This window comes from uncultured Helicobacter sp. (assembly GCF_910577135.1).
In the GTDB taxonomy this organism is placed as follows: domain Bacteria; phylum Campylobacterota; class Campylobacteria; order Campylobacterales; family Helicobacteraceae; genus Helicobacter_C; species Helicobacter_C mastomyrinus.
On sequence record NZ_CAJTLL010000012.1, the window covers coordinates 1 to 22,458 of the forward strand.

The 22,458-nt window shown below is 38.2% G+C and carries 23 protein-coding genes and 1 pseudogene; 11 read left to right on the forward strand and 13 right to left on the reverse strand.

What is annotated here, in order from left to right:
• The first annotated feature begins 180 nt into the window (after positions 1 to 180).
• The 4 genes and pseudogenes from QZ289_RS07170 to QZ289_RS07185 all read left to right on the forward strand — a co-directional run bounded on the left by QZ289_RS07170 (position 181) and on the right by QZ289_RS07185 (position 2,048).
• Entirely contained in the window at positions 181 to 678 is a 498-nt protein-coding gene (locus QZ289_RS07170; protein ID WP_295700986.1) for a Panacea domain-containing protein, read from the forward strand.
• Positions 671 to 946 (forward strand): hypothetical protein, encoded by a 276-nt coding sequence (locus QZ289_RS07175; RefSeq protein WP_295700988.1) that lies wholly within the window; start codon positions 671 to 673, stop codon positions 944 to 946. The genes QZ289_RS07170 and QZ289_RS07175 overlap by 8 nt, the downstream gene beginning before the upstream one ends.
• 619 nt (positions 947 to 1,565) lie before the next feature.
• Positions 1,566 to 1,852: pseudogene (locus tag QZ289_RS07180) on the forward strand (DNA adenine methylase); the annotation flags it as partial.
• 37 nt (positions 1,853 to 1,889) lie between these two features.
• Entirely contained in the window at positions 1,890 to 2,048 is a 159-nt protein-coding gene (locus tag QZ289_RS07185) for a hypothetical protein (protein ID WP_295700991.1), read from the forward strand.
• 889 nt (positions 2,049 to 2,937) lie between these two features.
• Here the strand turns inward: QZ289_RS07185 and QZ289_RS07190 are convergent.
• The 7 genes from QZ289_RS07190 to QZ289_RS07220 form a co-directional block, all read right to left on the reverse strand.
• A complete protein-coding gene (locus QZ289_RS07190) occupies positions 2,938 to 3,438 on the reverse strand; it encodes a hypothetical protein (RefSeq protein ID WP_295700993.1) in 501 nt (166 codons plus the stop codon).
• Positions 3,439 to 3,464: 26 nt separating this feature from the next.
• A complete protein-coding gene (locus tag QZ289_RS07195; RefSeq protein WP_295700994.1) occupies positions 3,465 to 3,608 on the reverse strand; it encodes a hypothetical protein in 144 nt (47 codons plus the stop codon).
• 135 nt (positions 3,609 to 3,743) lie between these two features.
• Complete coding sequence (locus QZ289_RS07200) at positions 3,744 to 3,992, reverse strand: hypothetical protein (protein WP_295700998.1); 249 nt, start codon at positions 3,990 to 3,992, stop codon at positions 3,744 to 3,746.
• A 30-nt stretch (positions 3,993 to 4,022) separates the two neighbouring features.
• On the reverse strand, positions 4,023 to 4,160 hold the full coding sequence (locus tag QZ289_RS07205; protein WP_295701001.1) for a hypothetical protein: 138 nt from the start codon (positions 4,158 to 4,160) through the stop codon (positions 4,023 to 4,025).
• Between the two features lie 14 nt (positions 4,161 to 4,174).
• Positions 4,175 to 4,492 (reverse strand): hypothetical protein, encoded by a 318-nt coding sequence (locus tag QZ289_RS07210; protein WP_295701004.1) that lies wholly within the window; start codon positions 4,490 to 4,492, stop codon positions 4,175 to 4,177.
• 16 nt (positions 4,493 to 4,508) lie between these two features.
• Positions 4,509 to 4,730 (reverse strand): NINE protein, encoded by a 222-nt coding sequence (locus tag QZ289_RS07215; RefSeq protein ID WP_295701006.1) that lies wholly within the window; start codon positions 4,728 to 4,730, stop codon positions 4,509 to 4,511.
• Positions 4,717 to 4,890: a hypothetical protein gene (locus tag QZ289_RS07220; protein WP_295701009.1), complete on the reverse strand. Its 174-nt coding sequence runs from the start codon at positions 4,888 to 4,890 to the stop codon at positions 4,717 to 4,719. The genes QZ289_RS07215 and QZ289_RS07220 overlap by 14 nt, the downstream gene beginning before the upstream one ends.
• A gap of 151 nt (positions 4,891 to 5,041) precedes the next feature.
• Between QZ289_RS07220 and QZ289_RS07225 the strand changes: the two genes are divergently transcribed.
• From QZ289_RS07225 to QZ289_RS07235, 3 genes are all read left to right on the forward strand, one after another.
• Entirely contained in the window at positions 5,042 to 5,638 is a 597-nt protein-coding gene (locus QZ289_RS07225; RefSeq protein ID WP_295701011.1) for an FAD-dependent oxidoreductase, read from the forward strand.
• Positions 5,639 to 6,381: 743 nt separating this feature from the next.
• On the forward strand, positions 6,382 to 9,102 hold the full coding sequence (gene polA, locus QZ289_RS07230) for a DNA polymerase I (RefSeq protein WP_295701014.1): 2,721 nt from the start codon (positions 6,382 to 6,384) through the stop codon (positions 9,100 to 9,102).
• Between the two features lie 357 nt (positions 9,103 to 9,459).
• A complete protein-coding gene (locus QZ289_RS07235) occupies positions 9,460 to 10,176 on the forward strand; it encodes a triose-phosphate isomerase (RefSeq protein WP_295701017.1) in 717 nt (238 codons plus the stop codon).
• A 398-nt stretch (positions 10,177 to 10,574) separates the two neighbouring features.
• Here QZ289_RS07235 and QZ289_RS07240 read toward each other — a convergent pair whose 3' ends face one another.
• The 4 genes from QZ289_RS07240 to dnaG form a co-directional block, all read right to left on the reverse strand.
• Positions 10,575 to 10,961 carry a hypothetical protein gene (locus QZ289_RS07240; protein WP_295701020.1) on the reverse strand — a complete coding sequence of 129 codons (387 nt, stop codon included), beginning with the start codon at positions 10,959 to 10,961 and terminating at the stop codon, positions 10,575 to 10,577.
• A gap of 148 nt (positions 10,962 to 11,109) precedes the next feature.
• A complete protein-coding gene (locus QZ289_RS07245; protein ID WP_295701023.1) occupies positions 11,110 to 11,256 on the reverse strand; it encodes a hypothetical protein in 147 nt (48 codons plus the stop codon).
• 60 nt (positions 11,257 to 11,316) lie between these two features.
• The gene (locus tag QZ289_RS07250; protein WP_295701026.1) at positions 11,317 to 12,366 is read right to left on the reverse strand and encodes an argininosuccinate synthase domain-containing protein; all 1,050 of its coding nucleotides are present in this window, start codon (positions 12,364 to 12,366) and stop codon (positions 11,317 to 11,319) included.
• On the reverse strand, positions 12,344 to 13,999 hold the full coding sequence (gene dnaG, locus QZ289_RS07255; RefSeq protein ID WP_295701028.1) for a DNA primase: 1,656 nt from the start codon (positions 13,997 to 13,999) through the stop codon (positions 12,344 to 12,346). The genes QZ289_RS07250 and dnaG overlap by 23 nt, the downstream gene beginning before the upstream one ends.
• Positions 14,000 to 14,268: 269 nt before the next feature.
• Between dnaG and QZ289_RS07260 the strand changes: the two genes are divergently transcribed.
• Both QZ289_RS07260 and QZ289_RS07265 read left to right on the forward strand, forming a co-directional pair.
• Positions 14,269 to 16,512: a TonB-dependent receptor gene (locus tag QZ289_RS07260; protein WP_295701030.1), complete on the forward strand. Its 2,244-nt coding sequence runs from the start codon at positions 14,269 to 14,271 to the stop codon at positions 16,510 to 16,512.
• 194 nt (positions 16,513 to 16,706) lie between these two features.
• Positions 16,707 to 17,030 carry a hypothetical protein gene (locus QZ289_RS07265; RefSeq protein WP_295701033.1) on the forward strand — a complete coding sequence of 108 codons (324 nt, stop codon included), beginning with the start codon at positions 16,707 to 16,709 and terminating at the stop codon, positions 17,028 to 17,030.
• Positions 17,031 to 17,653: 623 nt separating this feature from the next.
• On the opposite strand, the gene QZ289_RS07270 is transcribed toward QZ289_RS07265, so the two are convergent.
• Both QZ289_RS07270 and QZ289_RS07275 read right to left on the reverse strand, forming a co-directional pair.
• Positions 17,654 to 18,550: a hypothetical protein gene (locus QZ289_RS07270; protein ID WP_295701035.1), complete on the reverse strand. Its 897-nt coding sequence runs from the start codon at positions 18,548 to 18,550 to the stop codon at positions 17,654 to 17,656.
• A gap of 37 nt (positions 18,551 to 18,587) precedes the next feature.
• On the reverse strand, positions 18,588 to 20,792 hold the full coding sequence (locus QZ289_RS07275) for an NADP-dependent isocitrate dehydrogenase (RefSeq protein WP_295701037.1): 2,205 nt from the start codon (positions 20,790 to 20,792) through the stop codon (positions 18,588 to 18,590).
• Positions 20,793 to 21,705: 913 nt separating this feature from the next.
• Here QZ289_RS07275 and cutA point away from each other — a divergent pair.
• Both cutA and QZ289_RS07285 read left to right on the forward strand, forming a co-directional pair.
• Positions 21,706 to 22,074 carry a divalent-cation tolerance protein CutA gene (gene cutA / locus QZ289_RS07280; RefSeq protein WP_295701038.1) on the forward strand — a complete coding sequence of 123 codons (369 nt, stop codon included), beginning with the start codon at positions 21,706 to 21,708 and terminating at the stop codon, positions 22,072 to 22,074.
• A gap of 93 nt (positions 22,075 to 22,167) precedes the next feature.
• Positions 22,168 to 22,401, forward strand: coding sequence for a hypothetical protein (locus tag QZ289_RS07285; protein ID WP_295701041.1), 234 nt, complete (start codon positions 22,168 to 22,170; stop codon positions 22,399 to 22,401).
• The last annotated feature ends 57 nt before the right edge of the window (positions 22,402 to 22,458 follow it).

Genomic DNA, 22,458 nt, shown 5'->3' on the forward strand with positions numbered 1-22,458 from the left:
AAAGATTGGCTTATGGATAATTCTAGGAATATCACTTATCATACAAAGGAGTTGAGTATAAGCGGGGTGTTGGTGTAGAGATTCTACTAAAGAGTATATTTACAAAAAAAGTCGATTTAATCTTTATATTATTAAAACTTAATATAATACAAACATTCAAATTATACTAAGGTGGCAAAGTTGAATAAGACAGAGGCAACCATTGCATATATCATTAATTATTTTCAATGCAATAACTCTCCTAAAAATCTTGGCAAAGTGAAGCTTGTGAAAATTCTATGGTTTGCCGATAGAGAGTTTATGCATAAATACTTTAAGCAACTTACAAATTTAGAGTATAGAAAAATGCCTCAGGGTCCTATGCCTACAAATATTAATTCAATTTTAAAATCTATGCAAAAAGAAGGGATTATTCAAACATTTGAAACATCTAAATATGGCTACACACAACAATCTTTTTTATGTTTGCAAGAGCCAAATTTAGACGCCTTTAGTCCGCAAGAGATAAGCATATTAGATAAGGTCATTATAGACTTACTTGATAAGAGTGCTTCACAAATCTCTCAAGAGACACACGATGAGCTATGGCACTCCATAGAGCAAGGAAAGATAATGCCATTAGAATCAGTCTTTTTACAAGATGTTATCCCTGCTACACAAGATGATGTGAATGGCTAAGATTGATTCACCTGATGACTTATTTAAGCATTTTAACTTTTCCAAAGATTGTAAGTTGATTGTTAGTCAGCTCTATAATACACATAAAGAGCGATTTTTAAAAGCTCTTGCAGGTATATGCGGAGGTATCAAAAGACAAGCTAAAGAAATATTAGAGAATGAGTATGAATATCCTAAAGGAACATTTTATGTAAAAACCTATACGTTAAAGATTGTTTATAAAAAACAGACATTAGAAACTATTGGTGTGAATTGGCAAGATAGTTAATTTTATAACCATCTTGCCTATCATAATGTAATCCCTCGTGTGAAATCAAAGTGGGCGGTTTTACTTTGATTTCAAACATTAAATTTAAGCAGATTTAATAATCCATAGTGGCTTCCTCCTCACAATCCCAATCCACAACCCTTCAGTAATTCTCATTAAGCACTTCAGGATTTTTGCTCTGCAAAAAAGCAATAGCCTCACTTGGCGGAAGTGAAAAGTCAAATTCAAGCATTGCTTTAGAAGCCATCTTATCCCCTATCAATAGTAGAATCTATCCAAAAGAGTGCGCTATTAAGAAAAAGTCGCATTAGCTCCTCATTATCTTTAAGATATATCTTATTCCCACCTTCAGAAACATAGGGCATAAAGGCATTATTGCTTTCAAAATAGCGAGGTGAGATAAACTCAAATTGAGGGTAGATTCTGCTATTTTCTTGTCTATAATTGATAATAAAACTCGCAAAGCCATAAGCAATGGCAGAGCTACACTCATAGAGAAACTTTCTAAAATTGCGATTATTGACAAGCTCTTTTAAAAACTCATCTTATGCCTTATCCTCACCCTGCAAGACTATGGGCTTACCAATAAGGTTGCTTCTGCGTTTGTTTAACTCACTTGCAATATGATAGCCCCGATTCTCTCTTTTACCTCGACCCGCCTTATGTAGGGACAGGAAACTACTATAAAATGCAAAGAACCTTTAGTATAAAGGAGCATAAGAAACTATGTGCTTTGCTTAAAAACATTCGGGCAAATTTATCCTACGCTACAATGATTGCACCTTAGTGAGAGAGTTATATAAGGGATTTAGAATCATAGAGAGCAAAGAAGTGGGTATTCTCTTAATGTTGAAACAAACAAGGGAACAGGGGGTTGTTGTGATGAATTATGAGGATATTGCTTAAAGTTTTGTGCAAATCAAAAATTTAATGGGGTATTTATATGGAAGAAAAAATTGCAAACATAAGAGATGTGGAATATCGCCTAATTGATGGGAATATTTCAATAAGTCATTTTGATGATTTTTGGGAATTATTTATTTTGATAATATTGTTTTTAATTGCACTTCAGCAAAAATATTGTGGGGCTTACAATATTTGATAAACTCCTCCTCACTAAAATTATTCATATCCTTATACTCTCCTACTGCGCATAATGAACTAGCAACAAAGGAATAATTAGCATTGGAAGCTTTCTCATCTTTATTGCGGTAGATAACAATCAAACCGCCTTTTTGAGATTTTCAATTTTTCTCATACTTGTGAGATAAACTTTATGAATACTATTGGGTTCTGATAAATCTTTTAGTATATTAAAATCCTCTGTTTTAAGCATTGAATCCGAAAACATTCCTGTATGATACTGCGGTAAATACCTAAAATATATTTACTGACATTTTTAGTATTTATTGAGGAGAAATCAAGACATATATTCTGTTGCATCTCTTTTAAAGTTGTTGCAATGTTTTTTATCAGGACGAGTTCATCACCTTTATTGCCCCACTGCTTAAACCCATATTGCCCTAGTAGGTTGATTAATGCTGTGTGTTTTGAAAAAGTAGTAAGATAGAGATTAAATATATTGTTAGATATAGCAAAATCAAGCATTCTCTTAATGAGACACTCACCAAGCTTTGTCCTGTGTAGGACAACTTTAAAGTTCCAACTTTTATCCAAGTTTTCGCTAAATCTAAAGGCGGTGTGATGCCTGTGTTATCAACGGGATTTTCCTCTTTAAGATATAAAAAACAAACTAATATTTTTATTCCCCCCTATTCTTTTTTTGTAGAGGAGCGAGAGGCATATCTTTGAAGCGGTGGTAGGGACAATCTTTAGCCTTTTTTTATCACATTTGAATGCAGCTCTGCGATTTGCGCTCACACAAAACTTTAGTAGCAATCTCACCCATTATTGTATCAATAGTTTCATCTTTAAACTCATTAATGCTTAGCATTTCTTTTGGTATCTAGTGTAAGGGTTTTACATAAAAGCTACAAACTACTTTTTGCCTGAATTTTGCTCTGCATTGCCTTTATTATCTCCAGCTTATAGGTTTCTTGCGCTTCTTTGATATCTATATCATAATCTGTTCTTTTAAGATTTTGTTTTGCTTCTTGTGCTGCCTTGACATCTGCTATCGCTGCTCCAATCACTTCTTCCTCATAATTCTTTTGAGCCTCTTTATAAGCACGTGAAGTTTGATTGAGTTTTCTCCCTTTATCACTCGATTCTAGGTTCCCTACCTCTCTAGCGTCATCATGGTAGCTCTCCGTAAGTATTTGATTCTGTCTATAAAATGCTCTATCCCTGATATTCTCAAATTCATAAATAGTGATTTCCTTTAAGCTTAATTTCTCCAATGCCCTATTGAAAGTATTATGAAATTCTTCAAGAGCATTAGAACGTATCCTGTTCCCTTCACTTAATATTTTCCTTTCAGCTTCGTCATATATGCTCTTAGCACTTTCATAAGCCTTTCTTGTCTCCTCCATTTTTCTCTTAGCATCTGCTACAGCCTTTAGCTCATTTCTGCTATGGATGCATACTGGGCAAAGGCTTCATCATAATCTTTTTGTATCCTAGCTGCCCTCTCCTGTGGAGTTTCAAAAAACCCTTGCAGAAAAGGCACATCCACACAGCCTAAACTGACTAAAACACTCATACTATAATCAAACCCTTTAAAATCCCTCCCATTGCTTACTCCTCAAGCATATCTAGCGGCTATACTTTGCTATGAAATTATCTTTTGCCTTGAAATAATCTTGATATACCTGCGTTCTTTTCTTGTTAAAATCCTCTAGGCATTTATAAAATTCACTTTCAAGGTTTTTACACGTTTGTGTTGGATTCGAACTTCCTGCTGAACATTTGTTTTGCTAAGGAGATTCTGCCCTTTCTTATAAACCGTATCTATCTTGCTATTTGTCTCCTTAATCTTGTGCTCAATAGGAGCAAGCTCATTATCGCGCTCATCAATCAAGGCATTATACTCAGCCCTATCGCCCAATTCTTGCGCTTCTTGCAAATGTGGCAAATAAGCTCTCACTATCTTCTTTTTCTCATCAAACAAGACATCCTACTCTTTACCTAGTTTCGTGCCTTGTGCGCTATTTGCAGCTATCTCTTTAGCCTTTGCCTTTAAGCTTTGCAAATCTGCACTTTGCCCTAAACTGACTATGTTTCCAACCAAAAAAACACATTTTAAGATTTTCATTTTGCTCTCCTTCATTACTTAAAATTACACAATGATTTATCGTGGAAAATGCACATATAAGAATCTATTACCTTTTGCGGGTTGATTTTGTATTTTTTTAATACCGCATTAATAAAATCTCCATCTGGAGAATCAAGAACACTTCCAACACAAATTGTGATAAAATCCCTTCTTTGCCCTTCTGGCAATTCTAATTCATCAAACTTCTTATCACACATTTGTGTTAGAAGTGTTGTCTGTTGCCGAGCCAATTTGTCTGGTGCTACCTCCTGTGCGCCCATAAAACTCACAACTAAAAATACAAAAATACTTCCTAAAATCATCCTCCTCATTCTCCCCTCCTTATCTCTACACACCACAGAGTAAAAGCTGTGAATTGACTTTTTCAAAATTATCTTTCTTAATCCCTTTCCATATAAGGAATAAGTCCACAAATGCCCAAATAAATCCAACAAATATAAATGCGCTAAGGAATTTACCTATACCTAGCCCTACATCACCTTTATAATATCTATCTACACCAAGTGCACCAAAGAGTAATCCCACTACAGGACTTTTAAGCTGTATCATTCCTAAAGAAGCTATTTTTTGCTAATCTACTTTTAAGCATATCTAATATTTGTTTGGGGACTTTACCTTCCCAAGCTGTTGCTGTTACTGAAGCTTGAACTACATTATTATCATTAATGTGTCCTGCATTGTTTTGAATCTGCCCTGTATTTTCTTGCATATTCTCTCCTTTTAATTTTTCCTTTAAAGGAAAAATTATACACCCACCCACCCCCCTGAAGATTTGCTTAAAGATTAAAAAATATTACATTATTAACATTCTCTCACAAAATTTGAATATAATCTCACTCTACTAAAAACAAGGAGTAAAAATGAAAAAGACAATTACAATTATAGGTGGTGGTATTGCTGGGCTTAGTGCTGCGCTATTTTTTGCAGCAGCTAAAAATAATGAGATTGACTTTGATATTACTATTTTTGATGACAATCAGTCAGATTTAAAGGCAGCGGCGATTTATAATGTGCCATTTTTCCCAAAAGGCGCTAAGGCTGAAGCGATTTTCTCTCATATCAAAGGGCAAATAGATACTATGCTCAAAGTGCGCTATATCCAATCAAGCGTTACAGAAATTAGCGGGGAAAAGGTCAATCTCATCACTAAAGATAATGTGGGCAATGAAGTAAAAGCAGATTATATCATCGTGGCAACTGGTGCTTCAAAGTGTGATATTAAAGGCTTAGAGGGCTTTGTAGAGCCGCACACCCTTATGCCAAAGCCTAATAAAATCAAGCTCAAAACCAAAGAACGGCAAATGATAAAAGAGGGCGTGTATGCTGCTGGGCTTGTGAGCGGGGTAACTACGATGGTAGCTTGTGCTATGGGCAGTGCCAATGAAGCTGCTTGTGCGATTTTAAGCGATATTAAAGGCACTCTAAGCGTTCATCACGACACACCTAGCAGAGGCTAAGTCTTATCTTCAATGTTTTTCTTTATGGGGGCTTTGCCCCCCCCCTGCCTTTTACTTCAAATCCCTAGTATTTTTTACATACTTGTAAATAAGTTTTGAAGCATAGATTTTAGAATCCCTAGTCTATCTGCAAGTGAGGTATATCCTCGAACCGACTTCTTTAAGTCCCCCCCCCTGAAATTTTGCTTAATGTTTAAAAAAATTTTAAGAAATAAGCAAAATCTTGACATAATTTCTACCAAAATGAATGAAGTTCTCATTTTGTACACGCTAAGAGAAGTAAATGTCAAACACACTGATATTAAGGATACAAAACGATAGGTGTATTTCAAAGGGCAGAAGAAATCCCCTTTGATAGTTGCGGGTGCAGAAGAAATTTTTTTCACTTGCCAAAAGAATTTACCACTTACCGCAACTTTTGGTTTAGAACATATTGTTATGGGTAGATTCATCATTGCTACACTATTGCACTAAAGTGCCACGTAGTCTTACACACGCAAGGCATTTGCAGGGCTTCTCTCTGTAAAAAGAGCCTTACGCGGTGGCGATAGCCACAACAGTGTAGGAACGATAGACTAGTGAATCTATAATATTTCTTTAATTGTTACATGGTCTTATTATGCTTAAAGTATTCTCGAAGTATTGTTTGGTTACAATTTTTGACTTATTTATGAGGCTTTGCCTCGCTTTAGCATTTAGAATCTCAAAATACTGATACATTTTAAGACAGAGGGGGCAAAGTTATGCATACTTTAAGCGTGATTGATACTTTTGGTTTTTTCTTTAGAAGCTTTTATGCCCTACCCCCTCTTAAAAATGCACAGGGCTTTCCCACAGGGCTACTTGTAGGATTCTGTAATTTGCTGCAGTCTCTCTATAAAGACCCATCTTGCACATATATTATGTTTGCTTTAGAGGGCGGAGGGGAAAATAAAAGGCGCGAGATTTTTGACGCTTATAAACGCAATCGCCAATCGCCCCCACAAGAATTGCTTATGCAGCTGCCTATTGCGATTGAATGGATTAAGCAAATGGGCTTTTTGAATATCAGCATTGAGGGCTATGAGGCTGATGATGTGATTGCCTCGATTAATAAAGTCGCTAACGCCCAAAATATCGCGGTGAGAATTATTAGTCACGATAAGGATTTGTATCAGCTCATCGATAAAGATACTTACATCTATGACCCCATAGGGAAACGCAATATCGGTGAAGCGGAGTGCATAGAGAAATATGGCGTGAAGCCTAAAAATTTTATCGATTATCAGGCGTTAGTAGGCGATAGCAGCGATAATGTGATGGGTATAAAGGGCATAGGTGCTAAAAGCGCACAAAAGCTTATCGCGCATTTTGGGGATATAGAATCTATGTATGCGCGTGAGAATGAGCTAACAGATGTGGTGAGTGAGCGGATAGCTAATCTCATAAAAGCAGGCAAGCAAAGCGCGTTTTTAAGCAAAAAACTTGTGGCGCTGCACGATGATTTGCTACAAAGCATTGATTTAAGCAAATGTCTAATGCCCGAATCTAATCCTATGTTAAAAATAATGGACGAGCTTAAAACCTATGGGTTAAAAAATATCATCTCTAAGGTGCAATCCCCGCACGAGCGCTATCAGCAGCGGCGAAGCGCACAAAGAGGTGTAGGCTCTACACTTGAGAGTGTGCAATCCTCACAAACTTTTGCTTTTAAAGCACATTTGCTTGATAGTGTGGAAGAAATAGAATCTATGCTAGATACCATTCCGCAGGGGGCGAAAGTGGGCTTTGACTGCGAGAGTGATAGCTTGGATATGCAGGAGGCGCATTTGGTAGGATTCTCCTTTTGCTTTGATGGTAAGAATGCCTATTATGTGCCGGTGGGGCATAGCTACCTAGGTGTAGGAAGGCAAATTTCTCTAGAATCTGCAAAATCCATTATCGCGCGGATTTTCACATATCCACTTATCGGGCATAATCTTAAGTTTGACTTAACGCTTATCTATCGCACTTTGGGGCTAGAACATAAGGGGGCGATATATGATAGTATGATTCTCTCTTGGCTGTATGATTCTATCGCTCCTGTGGGACTTGATAAGCAAATGATGAAGTGGTTTAAACATACAATGATTAGTTTTGATTCTGTCGTGGCAAAGGGGGAGAACTTCTCACAAGTGAATATTATTGCCGCTACACAATACGCCGCTGAAGATGCCGCAGCGACATTTGCTCTCTATCATCGCCTGGAAGAGGAGTTTCACGCACGTGAATGGGGTGGAATCCTAGAGTTAGCCTATAATTTAGAATTCCCTTTTATCAAGGTGCTAATGGCAATGGAATGTGAGGGGATTAAAGTAGATATGGCACTTTTAGAATCGCTTAAAGACAAGGCGAGCGAGCATATATCACAACTCAGCAAAGATATTTTCACCTCTTGTGGGGAGAATTTCAATCTCAATTCCCCTCAACAGCTTTCCCATGTGCTTTTTGACCGCTTAGGGCTAAAGGCGGGACGAAGTGTTAAGGGCGGCTTAAGCACCGATGAAAAGACGCTTCTAGCGATTAAAGACAGCCACCCGATTGTGAATCTCATACTTGATTATAGGGAGAGCAATAAGCTAAAAAGCACTTATATTGAGCCGCTTTTGCGCTTTGGGGCGGCAAATAGTGAGCATAGAGTCTATACATCATTTTTGCAAAATGGCACAGCCACAGGGCGGCTAAGCTCCAAATCGCCCAATTTGCAGAATATCCCCGTGCGGAGCGAAGAGGGGCGCAAAATCCGCCAAGCCTTTATTAGCAAGGCGGGACATAGCCTTATCAGCATTGATTACTCGCAGATTGAATTGCGGCTTTTAGCGCATTTTTGCAGGGATACTTCATTGATTGAAGCCTTCAAACAGGATAAGGATATACATTTTGAGACGGCAGCAAGGCTTTTTGGGATAGAAAACGCGCAGGAGAAGCGCTCCATTGCGAAGTCTATTAATTTTGGGCTTATCTATGGTATGGGGAGCAAGAAACTCTCACAAACTCTGCAAATTCCACTCAAAGAAGCAAAAAGCTACATAGAGAGCTATTTTGCACTTTTTCCTACGATTAAAGATTATCTTAGCGCACAGGAAAACTTTTTACTTGAGAATGGCTACTCACAGACGTTGCTAGGACATAGGCGGTATTTTGACTTTAGTAGGGCTACGGAATTTATGAAGGCAAATTTCTTGCGTGAGGGCATTAACTCGATTTTTCAAGGGAGTGCGGCGGATTTAATAAAGCTTTCTATGCTTGAGATTCACAGAATCTATAGCAAGAGCGATTTAAAAATGCTCTTACAAGTGCATGATGAGCTGATTTTTGAAGCTCCAAGTGAGAAGGCACAGGAATATGCCTATGCTGTGGCAGATATTATGAATCATATTTATACGCTTGAAGTGCCACTAAAATGTGGGATAAACATAGGGACAAACTGGGCAGAGCTGAAGTAGGGAATAAAAGCCCCTCTCTTAAGCTAGAGGCAAAAAGAACCAAATCTCCCCTTACAAAAAAATAAAATTAGAGATTCTATACCTTAAAATCTCACTTGATAAATAAGGTGTAGCTTTAGTTATAAGTGTGTCCTTTAGGGATTAGCAGAGGCTTTAGCCCTGATGGCAAAGGCATAATAGACATACTTCACTAATATAAAAAAACAAAAAAGAATGTAAAATACGGATTTTAAATCTTAAAAACTTAACACTTGCAATGTGAAACAAAAGGGCATTCAAACAAGTATAAATATGCCAAGCCTCCACTTATAAGCTTTTGCAAGTAAGGTTAATTAACTTAATCACAAAGGATTTCAAATGCTGCCCATCATTGCCGCTAATTTCAAAGCCAATCTCACACGCGCAGAGGTGCAAATATATGCCAAAGAACTAGAATCTCTCCTTACACATATCAAGTCAAATACTAAAGCCTCCCCGCAGGTAGATATTTTCCCCTCTGCAAGCGCCTTGCTTAATGATGATTTCACACATTTTCATATAGGAGCGCAAAATGCTTATTTTGCTTTAAATGGTGGATTCACAGGAGAAATCGGGCTAAGTCAATTAACAGAATTTCATATCTCACGCATTTTAATAGGGCATAGTGAGAGGCGCACATTATTTAGCGAATCCCAAGAGTTCATCAACAAAAAGTTTCAATTCTATAAAGCAGCGGGGTTCTGTATATATTACTGCATAGGTGAGCCCCTAGAAGTGCGGCAGAGGGGAGAGAATGCGCTTAAAGACTTTTTAAGTGCACAGCTTAGTGGTATTGATGTGAGCTATCCTCAACTTATTATCGCGTATGAGCCTATTTGGGCGATTGGCACAGGGGTTAGTGCTACAATGGAGCAGATTCAAGCCACACATAATATGCTCTCCACCCTCACACCTGCACCTTTGCTTTATGGTGGTAGTGTGAATGGCACTAATGCAGGGGAGATTCTTGCATTGCAAAATGTTTCAGGTGTGCTAGTAGGTTCGGCGAGTTTGAAAATAGAAAGTTTTAGAGAAATTATCCACGCGGCTTTGTAGCCTCAAAGCTAGAGATAGTAAAATAGAAATTACTCATTATTACGATCAAGCATTTTAAGAAGCACAAAACCCAAGCTAAAATGCTTACACGGATTCCAATTGAGAGCATACGCAAAATCGCAAAAAATATCAAAAGCCCTGATACGAGGTAGATTCCCTGAAGTGCATCTATGCATTTGTAATAAAATCCCAAATATAACTATAAGAGAGGCTAATATGAGGGTTTCCAAAATATCAAGCTCTACTTTTGACTTTTTCCTTTTTACTTATAGGTAAAATTATAGCAGAGAGCTTGATATAGAGTAAATATTTTACGCAAATGCAATTAAGCCTTGTAAGCTTTGTGCAGCATAACAAAGGATATGGATTGCATAATAAAGAAAATTAAAAGGATATGCTTACTTAAGTTTCTCAATGGTTTTTGCTATACCAATAGCCACAGAACAGGTTTTAATAGCATTTTTTACCTCATCACTTGTGGGCAAAAGCTTTTGTGCTGTGCTTTTTGCACTCTCTACCACTGATGCTTTTTCAACCGCACTGCCACCTAGAAACAACTTCTCTTCTTGTGTAAGTTGGCGCACAATCTCCCCTGACACACATTGATTAAGGCTTACAAGCTCTTCTTCATTAAGCACTTTGCCATACGTAAGCTCTAAGGGTTTTTGTATTTGTTGAGCCACTTGTGTCTTTGCGCTTTCTTCCAAATCTGCTTGTAATGTAGGCAAGCTTGATAAACACCCAGCAAACAATATCGCACAAGCTACTAAACTCAATTTTTTCATAAATCCTCCTAGTAAGTAAATAAAGCCCGTATTATCAAATCTAACACCTTAATTCACAGCCTTTAGGGCTTAAACCGCTCATAGAAAGGGATAGGATAAAGCCTATTTAAACCCATAGAGTAAAAAAGGGCAAAAACATTTAATATTTTTATCCTCGTGGAGGGCGGAAATATCGCAATACTCCAAATACTAAGGCAGCACATAAAAGCACCACGATAATGCCACTAAATGCTTCAAAATAGCCAAATGGCTGACTAAGATCCCATATATGCAAGCCCATAATATCAAAACCCATTTTTACCCCTTAAGTGAGAAACTGCTCTAATGATAGCGTAGCGTAATGCTAGATTCTATTTTATGATCTCAAAAGCAAATAGCTTTGCGCACTTTGTCTATCAAGCGGCAACAGGGAATACACCTCCTCGCCAATTTGCACTCTATATTCGTTTGTCTCTTGCGTTCTTGCATAGCTTAGGGCAATACGCGCAGCTAATATTTTATCATTCCTAGAAGCATTAGATTCTACAATGCCTAGCGGTCCTACACAATCAAGCAAGACAATATGCTCCATTAAAGGATTAGGTTGTTTAAGTTTGGCATTTTCCTCTTCATTACGCGCGATGACACACCTTGCACCCTCATCTAGCACAAGATAACGCCCGACTTTAATCATTTCTATATCCTCAAACTGCATTTGACGATGAGCGCTTAGGTCTTTGATTTTAAGCGCGATAGAATCTTGTGTGAGGAGGCAGCCTCCACCGGGCTTTTCAAAATATTTGAATCCATAGTTTTTAATCATCTCAAGTTGCCTTGTACGCCCTCTCCCACTCACATCAAGTAATTTTTCTCTATCTACCCAGCCCATTTTCTCCGGGAAGCTTGGCTCTAGGAGCTTAGCACTCATAGGGCGCAAAAGCAGCTCATCAAGGTATCTAGGCTTATTAGGATTGCTTCCATCGCGTGAAAGGAGACTATCAAACTTCGCATTTTCCCCGATACGTCGCACGAGCTTTCTTACTTGGTCGAGGGCTTCTTTGCGTTGCGATTTGGGACGTTGCCCTAAAACCTCTCCACTGATGACAAAGTCCGCCCCTACCTCTAGCAGATAATCAAATGCATTAGCAAACATATTCGCGTGGCAGTCAATACAGGGATTGAAGTATTTGCCATAGCCATATTTTGGCTTAAAAAGCACATCATTAAAGAATTGCCGCTTAATATCGAGGATTTGAAGTTTCACATCAATTTGCGCGGTGGCATTTTGAAAATATGTAAGCTTACTTTTATTCCCTCCAAAGCCGATGTCAAAATGCAAGGCAATCACATCAATGCCTTGGTCTTTGAGGAGTTTCATAGAAATGAGGCTATCACAGCCTCCGCTAAAAAGTGCTAGGGCTAACATAGGGCAGTAATTCTCCTTGTTTGAGTTGTAGAATTTTATGTTTTGTATCCTTAATTAACGCATTTTTATCCTGCAAACTCATATCGCTATGAGGTATATGCGCTAAGAGACGTTCATACGCTTTAGTGATGAATAATCGCAAATGTTCTTTAAGGCTCGGTAAATCGCTTAAAGGTTTTATCTTATCATTAATAGCAATACTTAGGAGCGGCGGGGCTTCGTATTGCTGATTCATAAGAAGATGAAACTCTTCTTTTTTAGAGCTAAAAAGCGATATGTCAATGTATTCAATCGCAAAATCAATGAATGTAGGCTGCTCTAGGAATGTTTTAATCAAAGTGAGTTCGGCAATATCTTGCGTATGGAGGAGGAGCTGAGGCGGGAGCGAGGGGGCTTGTGTGCGTTGGGTATGGATAAGTCGCGTAGGCACAGAAAGCAGCCGCGCTACAAGGGGCTTGTATTCCTCCTGTAAAAGGGGCGTTAATGTATGGAGGAATTGTGTAGATTCTGCTAATGCCTTTTCTTTTTGTAGTGGATTTTCAAGGGCATAACTTTGCGCGATATGTGTGAGAACAAACTCAATAAAGGGCATAGGAGCGGCAAAGATTTCATTAAGTTCATTGATTTGCTTATTTACCACCATATCCGCAGGGTCGGCTCCATTGGCAAAGATGACCACCCCGCCATCACAATGCGCGTGAGAGAGCATTTGCGCTGCTTTGAAGGCAGCATTTATACCTGCTTTATCTCCATCATAGCTTAAGATGATTTTTGGCTCACCTTTGCGTAAAAGCGGTATATGGTCTTTGGTAAGGGCTGTGCCAAGCGTAGCCACTGCGCAATCAAACCCTGCCTGATGAAGCATAATCACATCAAGATAGCCCTCGCACACGATGATTTTTTTTTGCCTGTAAATTTTGTCTTTGGCAATGTAATAGCCATAGAGTAAGCGTGATTTGTTAAATACTTTGCTTTGGGGGGAGTTAATGTATTTTGCCCTATCGCCACTTATGGTGCGCCCACCAAAGCCTACTACCTTGCCATTAGGGGAATGTATAGGAAAGATAATTCTATTGCTAAAACGCGCATATTCACGTCCGCTATCCTGCCCGATAACGCCAAAATCTAGCGCCTCTTTTTTGCTAAGATTTTTTTGCTTAATGAAATTAAGACTTTCAAAACTTGCCCCGCAATAGCCCAAGCGGAAAGTTTCTATACTGGCATTAGAAATATGCCTTGAGGCAAGATAATCAAGTGAAGCCTGATGGGAGAGGAGGCATTTTTGATAGAATCTCATCATCTCATCAAGTATAAGGCTTTGGGGCTTTTTTTCATATTGTTTGTCTCTTTCCAACGTAAAGCCCATTATCGCAGCGATTTTTTCCACACTTTCTACAAAGCTAATTTTCTCATATTCCATAAGAAACTTAATCGCATCGCCCCCCACGCCACAGCCATAGCAGTGATAGAATCCTTTTACAGGGCTTACCACAAAGCTAGGCGTCTTTTCATTATGGAAGGGACAGCAGGCTACATAGTTACTCCCAGCCTTTTTTAGCTCCACATACGCACCAACAATTTCTATAATATCTATTTGTTGCTTGAGAGCCTCGATTGAATGCTTACTTATCATAAATATAAAGCCTTGTGCGTGATAGGATAAGAGGAGATGAAATTGTATAAAAACAAAGCTTAGATTCTAAAACATATTCGTGAAAAATCATAAACAGACAAGAGACTACTGCTGCAAAAATCATTCTTCCTGATATATAGATAATAAAATGTAGTTTTTTGTAATATTTTTAGTCATTCTAGCAAGATTATTATTTGATAGTAATACTAATTTAATATATTTCATATTATAGTAATATTTATAAAACTATTTACATAAAAGGTATTATTATGCAGCTTAGAATCTTATCCATTTCTATTATGGCTATTTTATCTGCTTATTCAATAATCAATGCTAAAGAGCTAAATTCTGTAACACTTTCTCAAAGCATAGTAAGTATATCACGCATAGATACGGCTATTGATGAAGCTCCGGGTAATGTCAGTGTAGTGAGCCAAAAAGATATTGCCTTGCGTCCTAATCGCAAGTTTAGCGATACTTTAAGGGGATATGAGGGGTTACAACAGAGTAAGTCACGTGGTATGGATACATTTGATAGCGTAAGGATTCGAGGTTTAAGCGGTGCAGCTATTATGGTTGATGGTATTATCTTAAATGATATTAACAATAACACAAAAATGCTTACCGCGATGGATTCTAGCGACATTGCCCAGGTTGAAGTAGTACGAGGGGCATTTTCAAACATTTATGGCAGCGGTGCGGTGGCTGGAGCGATTAATTTCATTACTACAATGCCTACTGCATTTAGTGCAAAAGCTATCTTTGGTTATGGTAATGCCCTAGGCACATCATTTGCGCCTAAAAATACTTTTCATAGCTTTATGAGTATAGGCGATGCACTACTAGATAAAAGATTGCGCCTTAAGGCTTCATTGGGCATCACTACTTCACAAGGCTATGCGGCGGATTCTGTCGTGGTAGCAGATGTGAGCGGTTATCAAGGTGCAAAGCCTACATTAGATTCTAACAGCGGGGCATTGCGATATAATATCGGTGATATGGGCGCACAAGCCTACACAACCTATGATAGCTCACTCAAAGCCGAACTTGATACAAGCGATAATGGCACATTAAGTGGCTATTTGCGGTGGAATATGTATCAATATGACCATAAGAATCAAAGCACATTTATTACACAAAATGGCATTCCTAGCTATGGTAATAATGCCGATGTGGATAGTGGCAAACCCGCACCCATTCTCTATGGTAGAAATATCGGCAAGGAAGCTTACGCGCAGCTCATCTCATCTTTAAACTATAAGCATTATTTGCCGCACGATAGCCACATAGAAGTGAAGTTTTATAATATCCTTGGGTGGGATAGATTCAATAATCCTGATGGTGGGGTAAATCCAACAAATGCAAATACAAGCATTTATGGCGGCGATGGCTCACAAACCAACCATAAATACCAAACAAATAATCTCGATATGCTGTATGCCTTATCCCTTAATGAATCTCATAAAATTTTAGTGGGCGCACAATATCGGCATAATCACTACACGCAGCAAAAACATTATATTGAAAATTGGAAAGATATGAATGCAACTCTTAGCGATTCTCCTACAAGTGGCTATAAGCAAGGAGGTAAAACTCAAGCTATAGGTGTTTTTACACAATGGCAGGGCGATTGGAATAAATATCTTAGGGGATTTTATAGCAACATAAGTGTGCGATATGACTATTGGCAGGGCTATGGGATATATAAAGATAATGATATATATAGCAATAATACCAAACAAACACTTAGCCCTAAAATATCGCTTAATTTTACCCCGCATACGCTCACAAGATTCAAACTCTCCTTTGGTGAGGCTTTCAAAGCCCCTACTTTCGCGCAGATGTTTAGTAATAGAAACCTTACTGATGGCACAGCTATAAAGGGCAATCCAAACTTAAAGCCTGAAAATGTGCTAAGCTTTGATATAGGGATAGAGCAGGATATTCCTATGACTTTTAACACACAATATGGCATAGTGAAAATGTATTATTTTAATAACACAACAAGCAATGCCATTATGCAGTATTCAAGTTCATATTTTAACCCGACTCTGCGAGGGGCATATGACAATCTGGGTAAAAATCGCATACAAGGCATAGAATCTAGCCTTTCTCTCCCTGTGGGCTATGGCATAAATGTGCATATTACCTATACTTTTATGGATTCTGTAATTTTAAAAAGCTTAGAGAAAAGCACAGAGGGAAATAAAGTCGCTGGTGTGCCTAGTCATTTAGCATATAGCGCGATTAGCTATGATGGCTCTAAGATATATGGGAGTTTTGGGGTAGAATATGCAAGTAAGCCCTATAAAAATGCGGATAATAAGCTCACGCCTAGTGGTATATATGGAGCTACTGATAGCTACACAATTGCTGATATCAAGCTAGGTTGGAAAATCAACAAGCATTTTGAGATGGGTGCTAATATCACAAATCTTTTTAATCACACTTATTATAGCTATTACCGCGCGAGTGGTAGAGCATTTTTTTTCTCGATAGAGGGCAGGATTTAGTCATTTAACTTTATGGGCTTGAATGATTGCGCAAACTAAATATTGTGCCGCAAATACTTCGTGTGATTTATTTATACAAGTGAGGCTTTACTTGTGAGTAGGCAAATTTAGAATCGTATTTGCTATTTTTGTTTTGCCAAAAACGATCGTTTGAAAAAAAAGACGATATTCTATAAAGCAAAAAGGAGGTTATTATGGCACTTAGTCCTATTGGTAATGTTACATATATCAATCAAAACTCCCAGCTTGGCAGTATTCAACACGCAAACAATATGCAAAAAGTAGATTTTACGCTTAATGCAAATATGCAAGACTTTGTCGATAAGCTTAAAGCCGTGCAGGAAGTCTCTCCCTCGCCCGAAGTCCAAGCAATTAACCCCGATGACAAACAAGAGAAAAAACGCGAGAGGGAAAGTGAGAAAAAACAAGCCCAAGATTCACATAAAAATGCAGAGGGTTTAACAGAAGAAGAACCAACCTACAAAGCTCAAACACATTTGCTTGATATTCGCGCCTAAAATCTTTGAGGGAATAGCCTTTAGATTCTAATCTATCTATGCCTTCGCTATCAGGGCTAAAGCCCTCGCATTTGCACGAAATGCTAATCTACATTTGTAAAAGCTCTTAAGAATAAGAGCTAAGCCCTCTATTTCCGCCTGAAAGATAGAGTTAAAATTGCGGCTTCACCTTATTTTACCCTTGCGGGATTTCATCAAGTAAGATTCTAAGGCTTAGAATCTCTAAGTCTATTTTCTTTATCTATAAGGGGGAGGGGCTTAAAGAAGACAGCTCGTTGGATTGCTCCCTCTCGCTCCCCCTTATATCCCCACCCCCGACCTGCACTTTTAATGTCTGCACTTCGTGCAATTTTATTTTTATGCAAGTGAGGATATATCCACTTGTGGGGAAATTAGAGAATTTATATTCTATTTTTTATGAGAAGGCTCAACTTCCCCGCTCTCTTTGTAGAAGAGGGTATATCTTTAAAGTGAAGGTGGGAGACGCTCCAGCAGAAGAGAGGTGAAAGCCTACGTGAATCTGTGCTTACAAAGCAAAAGTTCTTTAGATGAATCCCGTAAGGGCATTCAACGCAAAAGGCGGTTAATCCTTCAAGGGCTAAAAGGTCTTGTCTAGACAAACCTTAGAAAGCTAAGCCTACATTTACCCCTATACTATGTGTATAGTTATTTGGCTCTACATAACTGCCCAAAGACTGACCATTTTGATAGGCAGTTTGAAAGTCTGAATCTAAAATATTCCAATATTCATAATAAATCTTCATAAAGTAGGAAGAGTTTCTATTATATTTGTAATCGCCCCTTAAAGCGAGATAATACCCACTTCCACGTGTCTGCGTGAAAGATAAATCATAGTCCCAACCAATATCTGTTGCATAAGATTTATTCCAACCTTTGATAAGCCCTCGATATTGTGCCATAAAGCTAGCATAAACTCTAGGCGAAAGAGGCGCGGATATATCAAGCCCCAGCAAGTAATACACATAATGTTGCTCACGTCTATACGCAGATATAGAATCCACGTCATTAAACAAATACCGATAGCCTGCACCCAAGTTATAACCAATAATCGCATCATCTATTTGCACTCGCGGATTAATCATATATTGCGCAAAAGAAAACCAATCACTCGAATCTGCTTTGTATGGCTGACATTGATCTCTACCACCTTGATTTGGGCAAACGTGTCCATCATATCGAGTATTAGCACTTGTGTAATAGGCTGCATTTAAGCTATGTCTAAAAGAAGATGTAACATTGTGCGTAATGCCTCCTTGCACTCCATACATAAGCCCTGATATTTTCATTACCTGTTCGTTATTTTGAGTTTCGTGATAGCTATAGCTTTCAGCAGCCACGCCTAGTTCATAATTAAAGCTCTTTAATTGTGATACCTGCTTAGACGGGGCTTGCCTAGCTTTTTTAGCAGCCGTGGTTCTTGTATTTGTATTGGTAGCTCCAAGAGCGCAAATATGGCACGATAAAGCCAAACAAAGCACACGTGCAACTATCATTTTCATACTCATTCTTTAATCCCTCCAATCATCGAAGTTAAACTTAACCCTTAGTAATCCTTTCAATAATCGCATTGAAACTACTGCTTGGGCGCATAATTTTCTCCGCCATTATATCATCAAATTTATAATATCCGCCTAAATTGACCTTTTTACCCTGTGCACCATTAAATTCATTGCGGATTGTGGCTTCTTTTGATATTATCTCTTCGGCTAAGGGTGTGAAAAATGCAGCGATTTGCGTATCTGCGCTTTGCTTTGCTAAGGCTTGTATAAAATATAATGTCAAGTAAAAATGGCTCGTGCGATTGTCGTCCTCGCCTACCTTGCGTGAAGGAGCTTTATTATTATTAAGCCACTGCCCAATAGCACTATCAAGCGCATCAGCCAACACCTTTGCCTTAGAGCTATTGCACTTTTGTGCGTAAAACTCAAGGCTTGCCTGCAAGGCTAAAAACTCACCTAAGCTATCCCAACGCAAATGATTTTCATCTACGAGCTGCTCGACTTGCTTAGGCGCACTCCCGCCCGCACCTGTCTCAAACATCGCTCCACCATTAAGCATAGGCACGACAGATAGCATTTTCGCACTCGTGCCAAGCTCTAAAATCGGGAATAAATCCGTGAGATAATCTCTCAACACATTGCCTGTGATAGAAATGGCATTTTTCCCTGCGCGAATGAGCTTTAAAGACTCTAAACAGGCTTCTTTAGGGGCAAGAATAGCGATATCTTTGCCCTTTTCTTTCAATCGTTTTTGCACTAAATCAATCATAATTTTATTACTCGCGCGTTTTTCATCAAGCCAGAAAATCGCTTTATCACCCGTAATATCCGCCCTCTCAATGCCTAAATCAATCCAATTTAGCACAGCGTCATACTTTGCTTGATTTGCCCGATAAATATCATCTTTCTGCACTTTGTGAGAAAGTAGCACTTTATTATCCGCATCTAAAATTACAAATTCCCCATCATTAGGCGCGATAAATGTCTTATCGTGTGAACCATATTCTTGTGCTTTTTTTGCCATTAGCCCCACATTACTTACACTTCCTAAATTCGCAGGATTAAGTGTGCCATTTGCCCTTAAATCCTCAATCACGGCTTCATAAATAGTCGCATACGTTTTATCCGGAATCACCGCATTTGCATCACATTCCTTGCCCTCTTTATCCCATAGCTTTGCACCATTTTTAAGCATAGCAGGCATAGAAGCATCGACAATCACATCGCTTGGAACGTGCAAATTAGTAATGCCCTTGTCGGAATTTACCATAGAAATTTTGGCACTTTTTTCTAAAATCTCATTGTATCTTGCAAGAATCTGCGCTTTTTTGGGGCTAGATTCTATCTTTGCTAAAAGCTCACTCACGCCATTATTTGCATTTACGCCTAAGCTTTCTAACTCATCTTTAAAGCCCTCAAAAAGCTCCTTGAAATACGCCTTAACTGCATAGCCAAATAACACAGGGTCGCTTACTTTCATCATTGTGGCTTTCAAATGCAAAGAAAAGAGAATATCTTGCTTTTTGCAGGATTCTATCTGTGCTTCATAGAATGCGCTTAACCTTTTAGTATCCATAAAAGTGGCGTCTAAAATCTCATTTTGCTCCAATTTTAGCCCTTCTTTTAGCACCTTTTCACCATTAGAATCTCTAAATACAATCTTAGCCGTAGTGGGAGATACTATCAAAACCGCCTTTTCATTATCAAAAAAATCGCCTTCTTTCATATAGCTGACACAGCTTTTAGAATCTTTATTAAAAGGCACGACACGATAGGGATTTTTCTGCGCGTAGGATTTGACTGCATTTGTGCTGCGCCTATCGCTATTGCCTTGACGCAGTACAGGATTCACAGCCGAGCCTAGCACTTTTTGGTATTTTTCTTTGATATTTTTCTCATTATCATTTTTTGGCTCATCGGGAAATTCTGGCACATTATAGCCCTTTGCTTGAAGCTCCTTGATAGCAGCTTTTAGTTGGGGGATTGAAGCGGAGATATTGGGCGTTTTGATAAGGTTCGCATCAGGTGTTTTGACAAGCTCACCTAAAAGCGAGAGTGTATCCTCTACGCGCTGATTAGGATTTAAAGAATTGGGGAATTGCGCTAAGATTCTAGCAGAAAGCGAGATATCAGCAGTTACTACATCGATATTGGCGTGCTTTAAAAATGCCTTAACAATGGGTAAAAATGAATATGTCGCTAAAGCGGGAGATTCATCTGTGAGGGTGTAAGTAATTTTCATAATGTGTCCTTTGTGTGAAATTTGGTAGTATCTAAGTATAGCAAAATTGATTGTGTTTGCAAAAATGGATAAAGATTTTTTAAACTTTTATACTCATAATGGCGAATAGGTAGCATAAATCTAAGGGTTTCACAAATAATAAAAGAAACAGGGATTCTATCTTGCCTTTGCACTTTAAATAAATTAAAGCAAATCTTGCAAAAAATTACATTGCAAGTGTATTTTTAAAGCATAGTGCGCATAAAAAAGAGCTAACACTTATTTTACAGCAAAACATCAAAGCAAAATGGATTAATTGGTAATGCCGCCCGTGAGGCTCACTCTTGTGCCAGAATGATTGGCTATGGTATTTGTGCCAGCATCACTACGTAATAGGAACCCCTCTCCGCTCTAGGGATGATTATCACCCCCTGCCCTATATTAATAATTAAGAGCATTGCCAGATGTATTACGATTAGTAATTACCCCAATTTTACATTCTCTTGCATACTGAGGACAACATTAGGGCTGATAGTGATTGTCGTATCTTGTGTTCCATTGCTATTGAATAAAAAGTAGTTGTGTTAGTAGTATTAGTCGTGATATTACATTAATACCCTCCAGCATTACAAGGAGCTGTCTGTGATAGCTGGGCAAACATATATAACACACTCAAAAGATGAAGCACGACAACAAATAATACTTTTAAAAACTGCGAGTTTCCTAGAATGTTATATACACATAAATGATAATCCTAAATAGCTTTAATATTAAGGTTTTACTAGGAATAAGAGATAATTTTCTTTGATTTTTTACCTTCTTTATATTTATTCCTAATTAAAAAAGTTAGCCTTAAATGCGGGACTGCATTGCAAAAAATAGAAACAGAAATTAAGCTATAATCACAACCAATACGATAAAAAAGGAGATTCCTATGCTCATTATCCACACTACCACCGCTAGCAAAAAGGAAGCTAAGTTTTTAGCTCAATCACTTTTAGAATCGCACCTTGTAGCCTGTGCACAGTATCATAAGATCACAAGTGCCTATCTTTGGAGAGAAAGCAAAGAGCAAGACTACACGATACATCAATCAAAGGAATGGCTACTCACGTTTAAAACGCTACCCTCATATTACAAGGATATACAAGCCCTGCTCTTAAAGCTCCATAGCTATGATGTGCCTGAAATCATAGCATTTGAAGCACAGTCTCATAAGGCTTATGAGGCGTGGATTCACTCAAGCCTATGCTGGAATCCAAATCCCAACGATATGGATATAAACGACACATCACATCAATAATTTATCACTATTTGATTCTTTTCTTTCGTTTTTTTTTTTTTTGATATAAATAGTTCGCGTTTTTTCGCAATTTCAAAATCATAAGGAGATTCCATGAGAAAAGTTATTTCGGTTTTGTTAGCCGTAGCAGTTTGTGGTACTTTCGCAAATGCTTTTGACATTAAAGACAAGGCTCTAGGAGCAGCTTCTGACTTAGCAAGTGGCAAAAGTGTTAAAGACATCACAGAAGACACAAAAAAAGAGCTTAAAAACGCCGCTAATGCGGAAGTTGAAAAACAAAAAGCAGAGCTTGAAAAACAAAAGCAAAAAGCTATGAAAAAAAGCTGATGAAAAGACGGGTGGAGCTGCTTCAATTGCAGGTGAATTGCTTAAAAAATAGCAAAA

What these genes read in the sequence shown, in the direction of transcription:
- QZ289_RS07270 (WP_295701035.1), bottom strand. Translation starts at nt 18,550, where the DNA reads ATGAAAATGATAGTTGCACGTGTGCTTTGTTTGGCTTTATCGTGCCAT.
- QZ289_RS07225 (WP_295701011.1), top strand. Translation starts at nt 5,042, where the DNA reads ATGAAAAAGACAATTACAATTATAGGTGGTGGTATTGCTGGGCTTAGT.
- QZ289_RS07285 (WP_295701041.1), top strand. Translation starts at nt 22,168, where the DNA reads ATGAGAAAAGTTATTTCGGTTTTGTTAGCCGTAGCAGTTTGTGGTACT.
- QZ289_RS07220 (WP_295701009.1), bottom strand. Translation starts at nt 4,890, where the DNA reads ATGCAAGAAAATACAGGGCAGATTCAAAACAATGCAGGACACATTAAT.
- QZ289_RS07210 (WP_295701004.1), bottom strand. Translation starts at nt 4,492, where the DNA reads ATGAGGAGGATGATTTTAGGAAGTATTTTTGTATTTTTAGTTGTGAGT.
- QZ289_RS07185 (WP_295700991.1), top strand. Translation starts at nt 1,890, where the DNA reads ATGGAAGAAAAAATTGCAAACATAAGAGATGTGGAATATCGCCTAATT.
- QZ289_RS07175 (WP_295700988.1), top strand. Translation starts at nt 671, where the DNA reads ATGGCTAAGATTGATTCACCTGATGACTTATTTAAGCATTTTAACTTT.
- QZ289_RS07235 (WP_295701017.1), top strand. Translation starts at nt 9,460, where the DNA reads ATGCTGCCCATCATTGCCGCTAATTTCAAAGCCAATCTCACACGCGCA.
- QZ289_RS07205 (WP_295701001.1), bottom strand. Translation starts at nt 4,160, where the DNA reads ATGAAAATCTTAAAATGTGTTTTTTTGGTTGGAAACATAGTCAGTTTA.
- polA (WP_295701014.1), top strand. Translation starts at nt 6,382, where the DNA reads ATGCATACTTTAAGCGTGATTGATACTTTTGGTTTTTTCTTTAGAAGC.
- cutA (WP_295701038.1), top strand. Translation starts at nt 21,706, where the DNA reads ATGCTCATTATCCACACTACCACCGCTAGCAAAAAGGAAGCTAAGTTT.
- dnaG (WP_295701028.1), bottom strand. Translation starts at nt 13,999, where the DNA reads ATGATAAGTAAGCATTCAATCGAGGCTCTCAAGCAACAAATAGATATT.
- QZ289_RS07260 (WP_295701030.1), top strand. Translation starts at nt 14,269, where the DNA reads ATGCAGCTTAGAATCTTATCCATTTCTATTATGGCTATTTTATCTGCT.
- QZ289_RS07265 (WP_295701033.1), top strand. Translation starts at nt 16,707, where the DNA reads ATGGCACTTAGTCCTATTGGTAATGTTACATATATCAATCAAAACTCC.
- QZ289_RS07240 (WP_295701020.1), bottom strand. Translation starts at nt 10,961, where the DNA reads ATGAAAAAATTGAGTTTAGTAGCTTGTGCGATATTGTTTGCTGGGTGT.
- QZ289_RS07215 (WP_295701006.1), bottom strand. Translation starts at nt 4,730, where the DNA reads ATGATACAGCTTAAAAGTCCTGTAGTGGGATTACTCTTTGGTGCACTT.
- QZ289_RS07245 (WP_295701023.1), bottom strand. Translation starts at nt 11,256, where the DNA reads ATGGGTTTTGATATTATGGGCTTGCATATATGGGATCTTAGTCAGCCA.
- QZ289_RS07190 (WP_295700993.1), bottom strand. Translation starts at nt 3,438, where the DNA reads ATGGAGGAGACAAGAAAGGCTTATGAAAGTGCTAAGAGCATATATGAC.
- QZ289_RS07275 (WP_295701037.1), bottom strand. Translation starts at nt 20,792, where the DNA reads ATGAAAATTACTTACACCCTCACAGATGAATCTCCCGCTTTAGCGACA.
- QZ289_RS07195 (WP_295700994.1), bottom strand. Translation starts at nt 3,608, where the DNA reads ATGAGTGTTTTAGTCAGTTTAGGCTGTGTGGATGTGCCTTTTCTGCAA.
- QZ289_RS07250 (WP_295701026.1), bottom strand. Translation starts at nt 12,366, where the DNA reads ATGTTAGCCCTAGCACTTTTTAGCGGAGGCTGTGATAGCCTCATTTCT.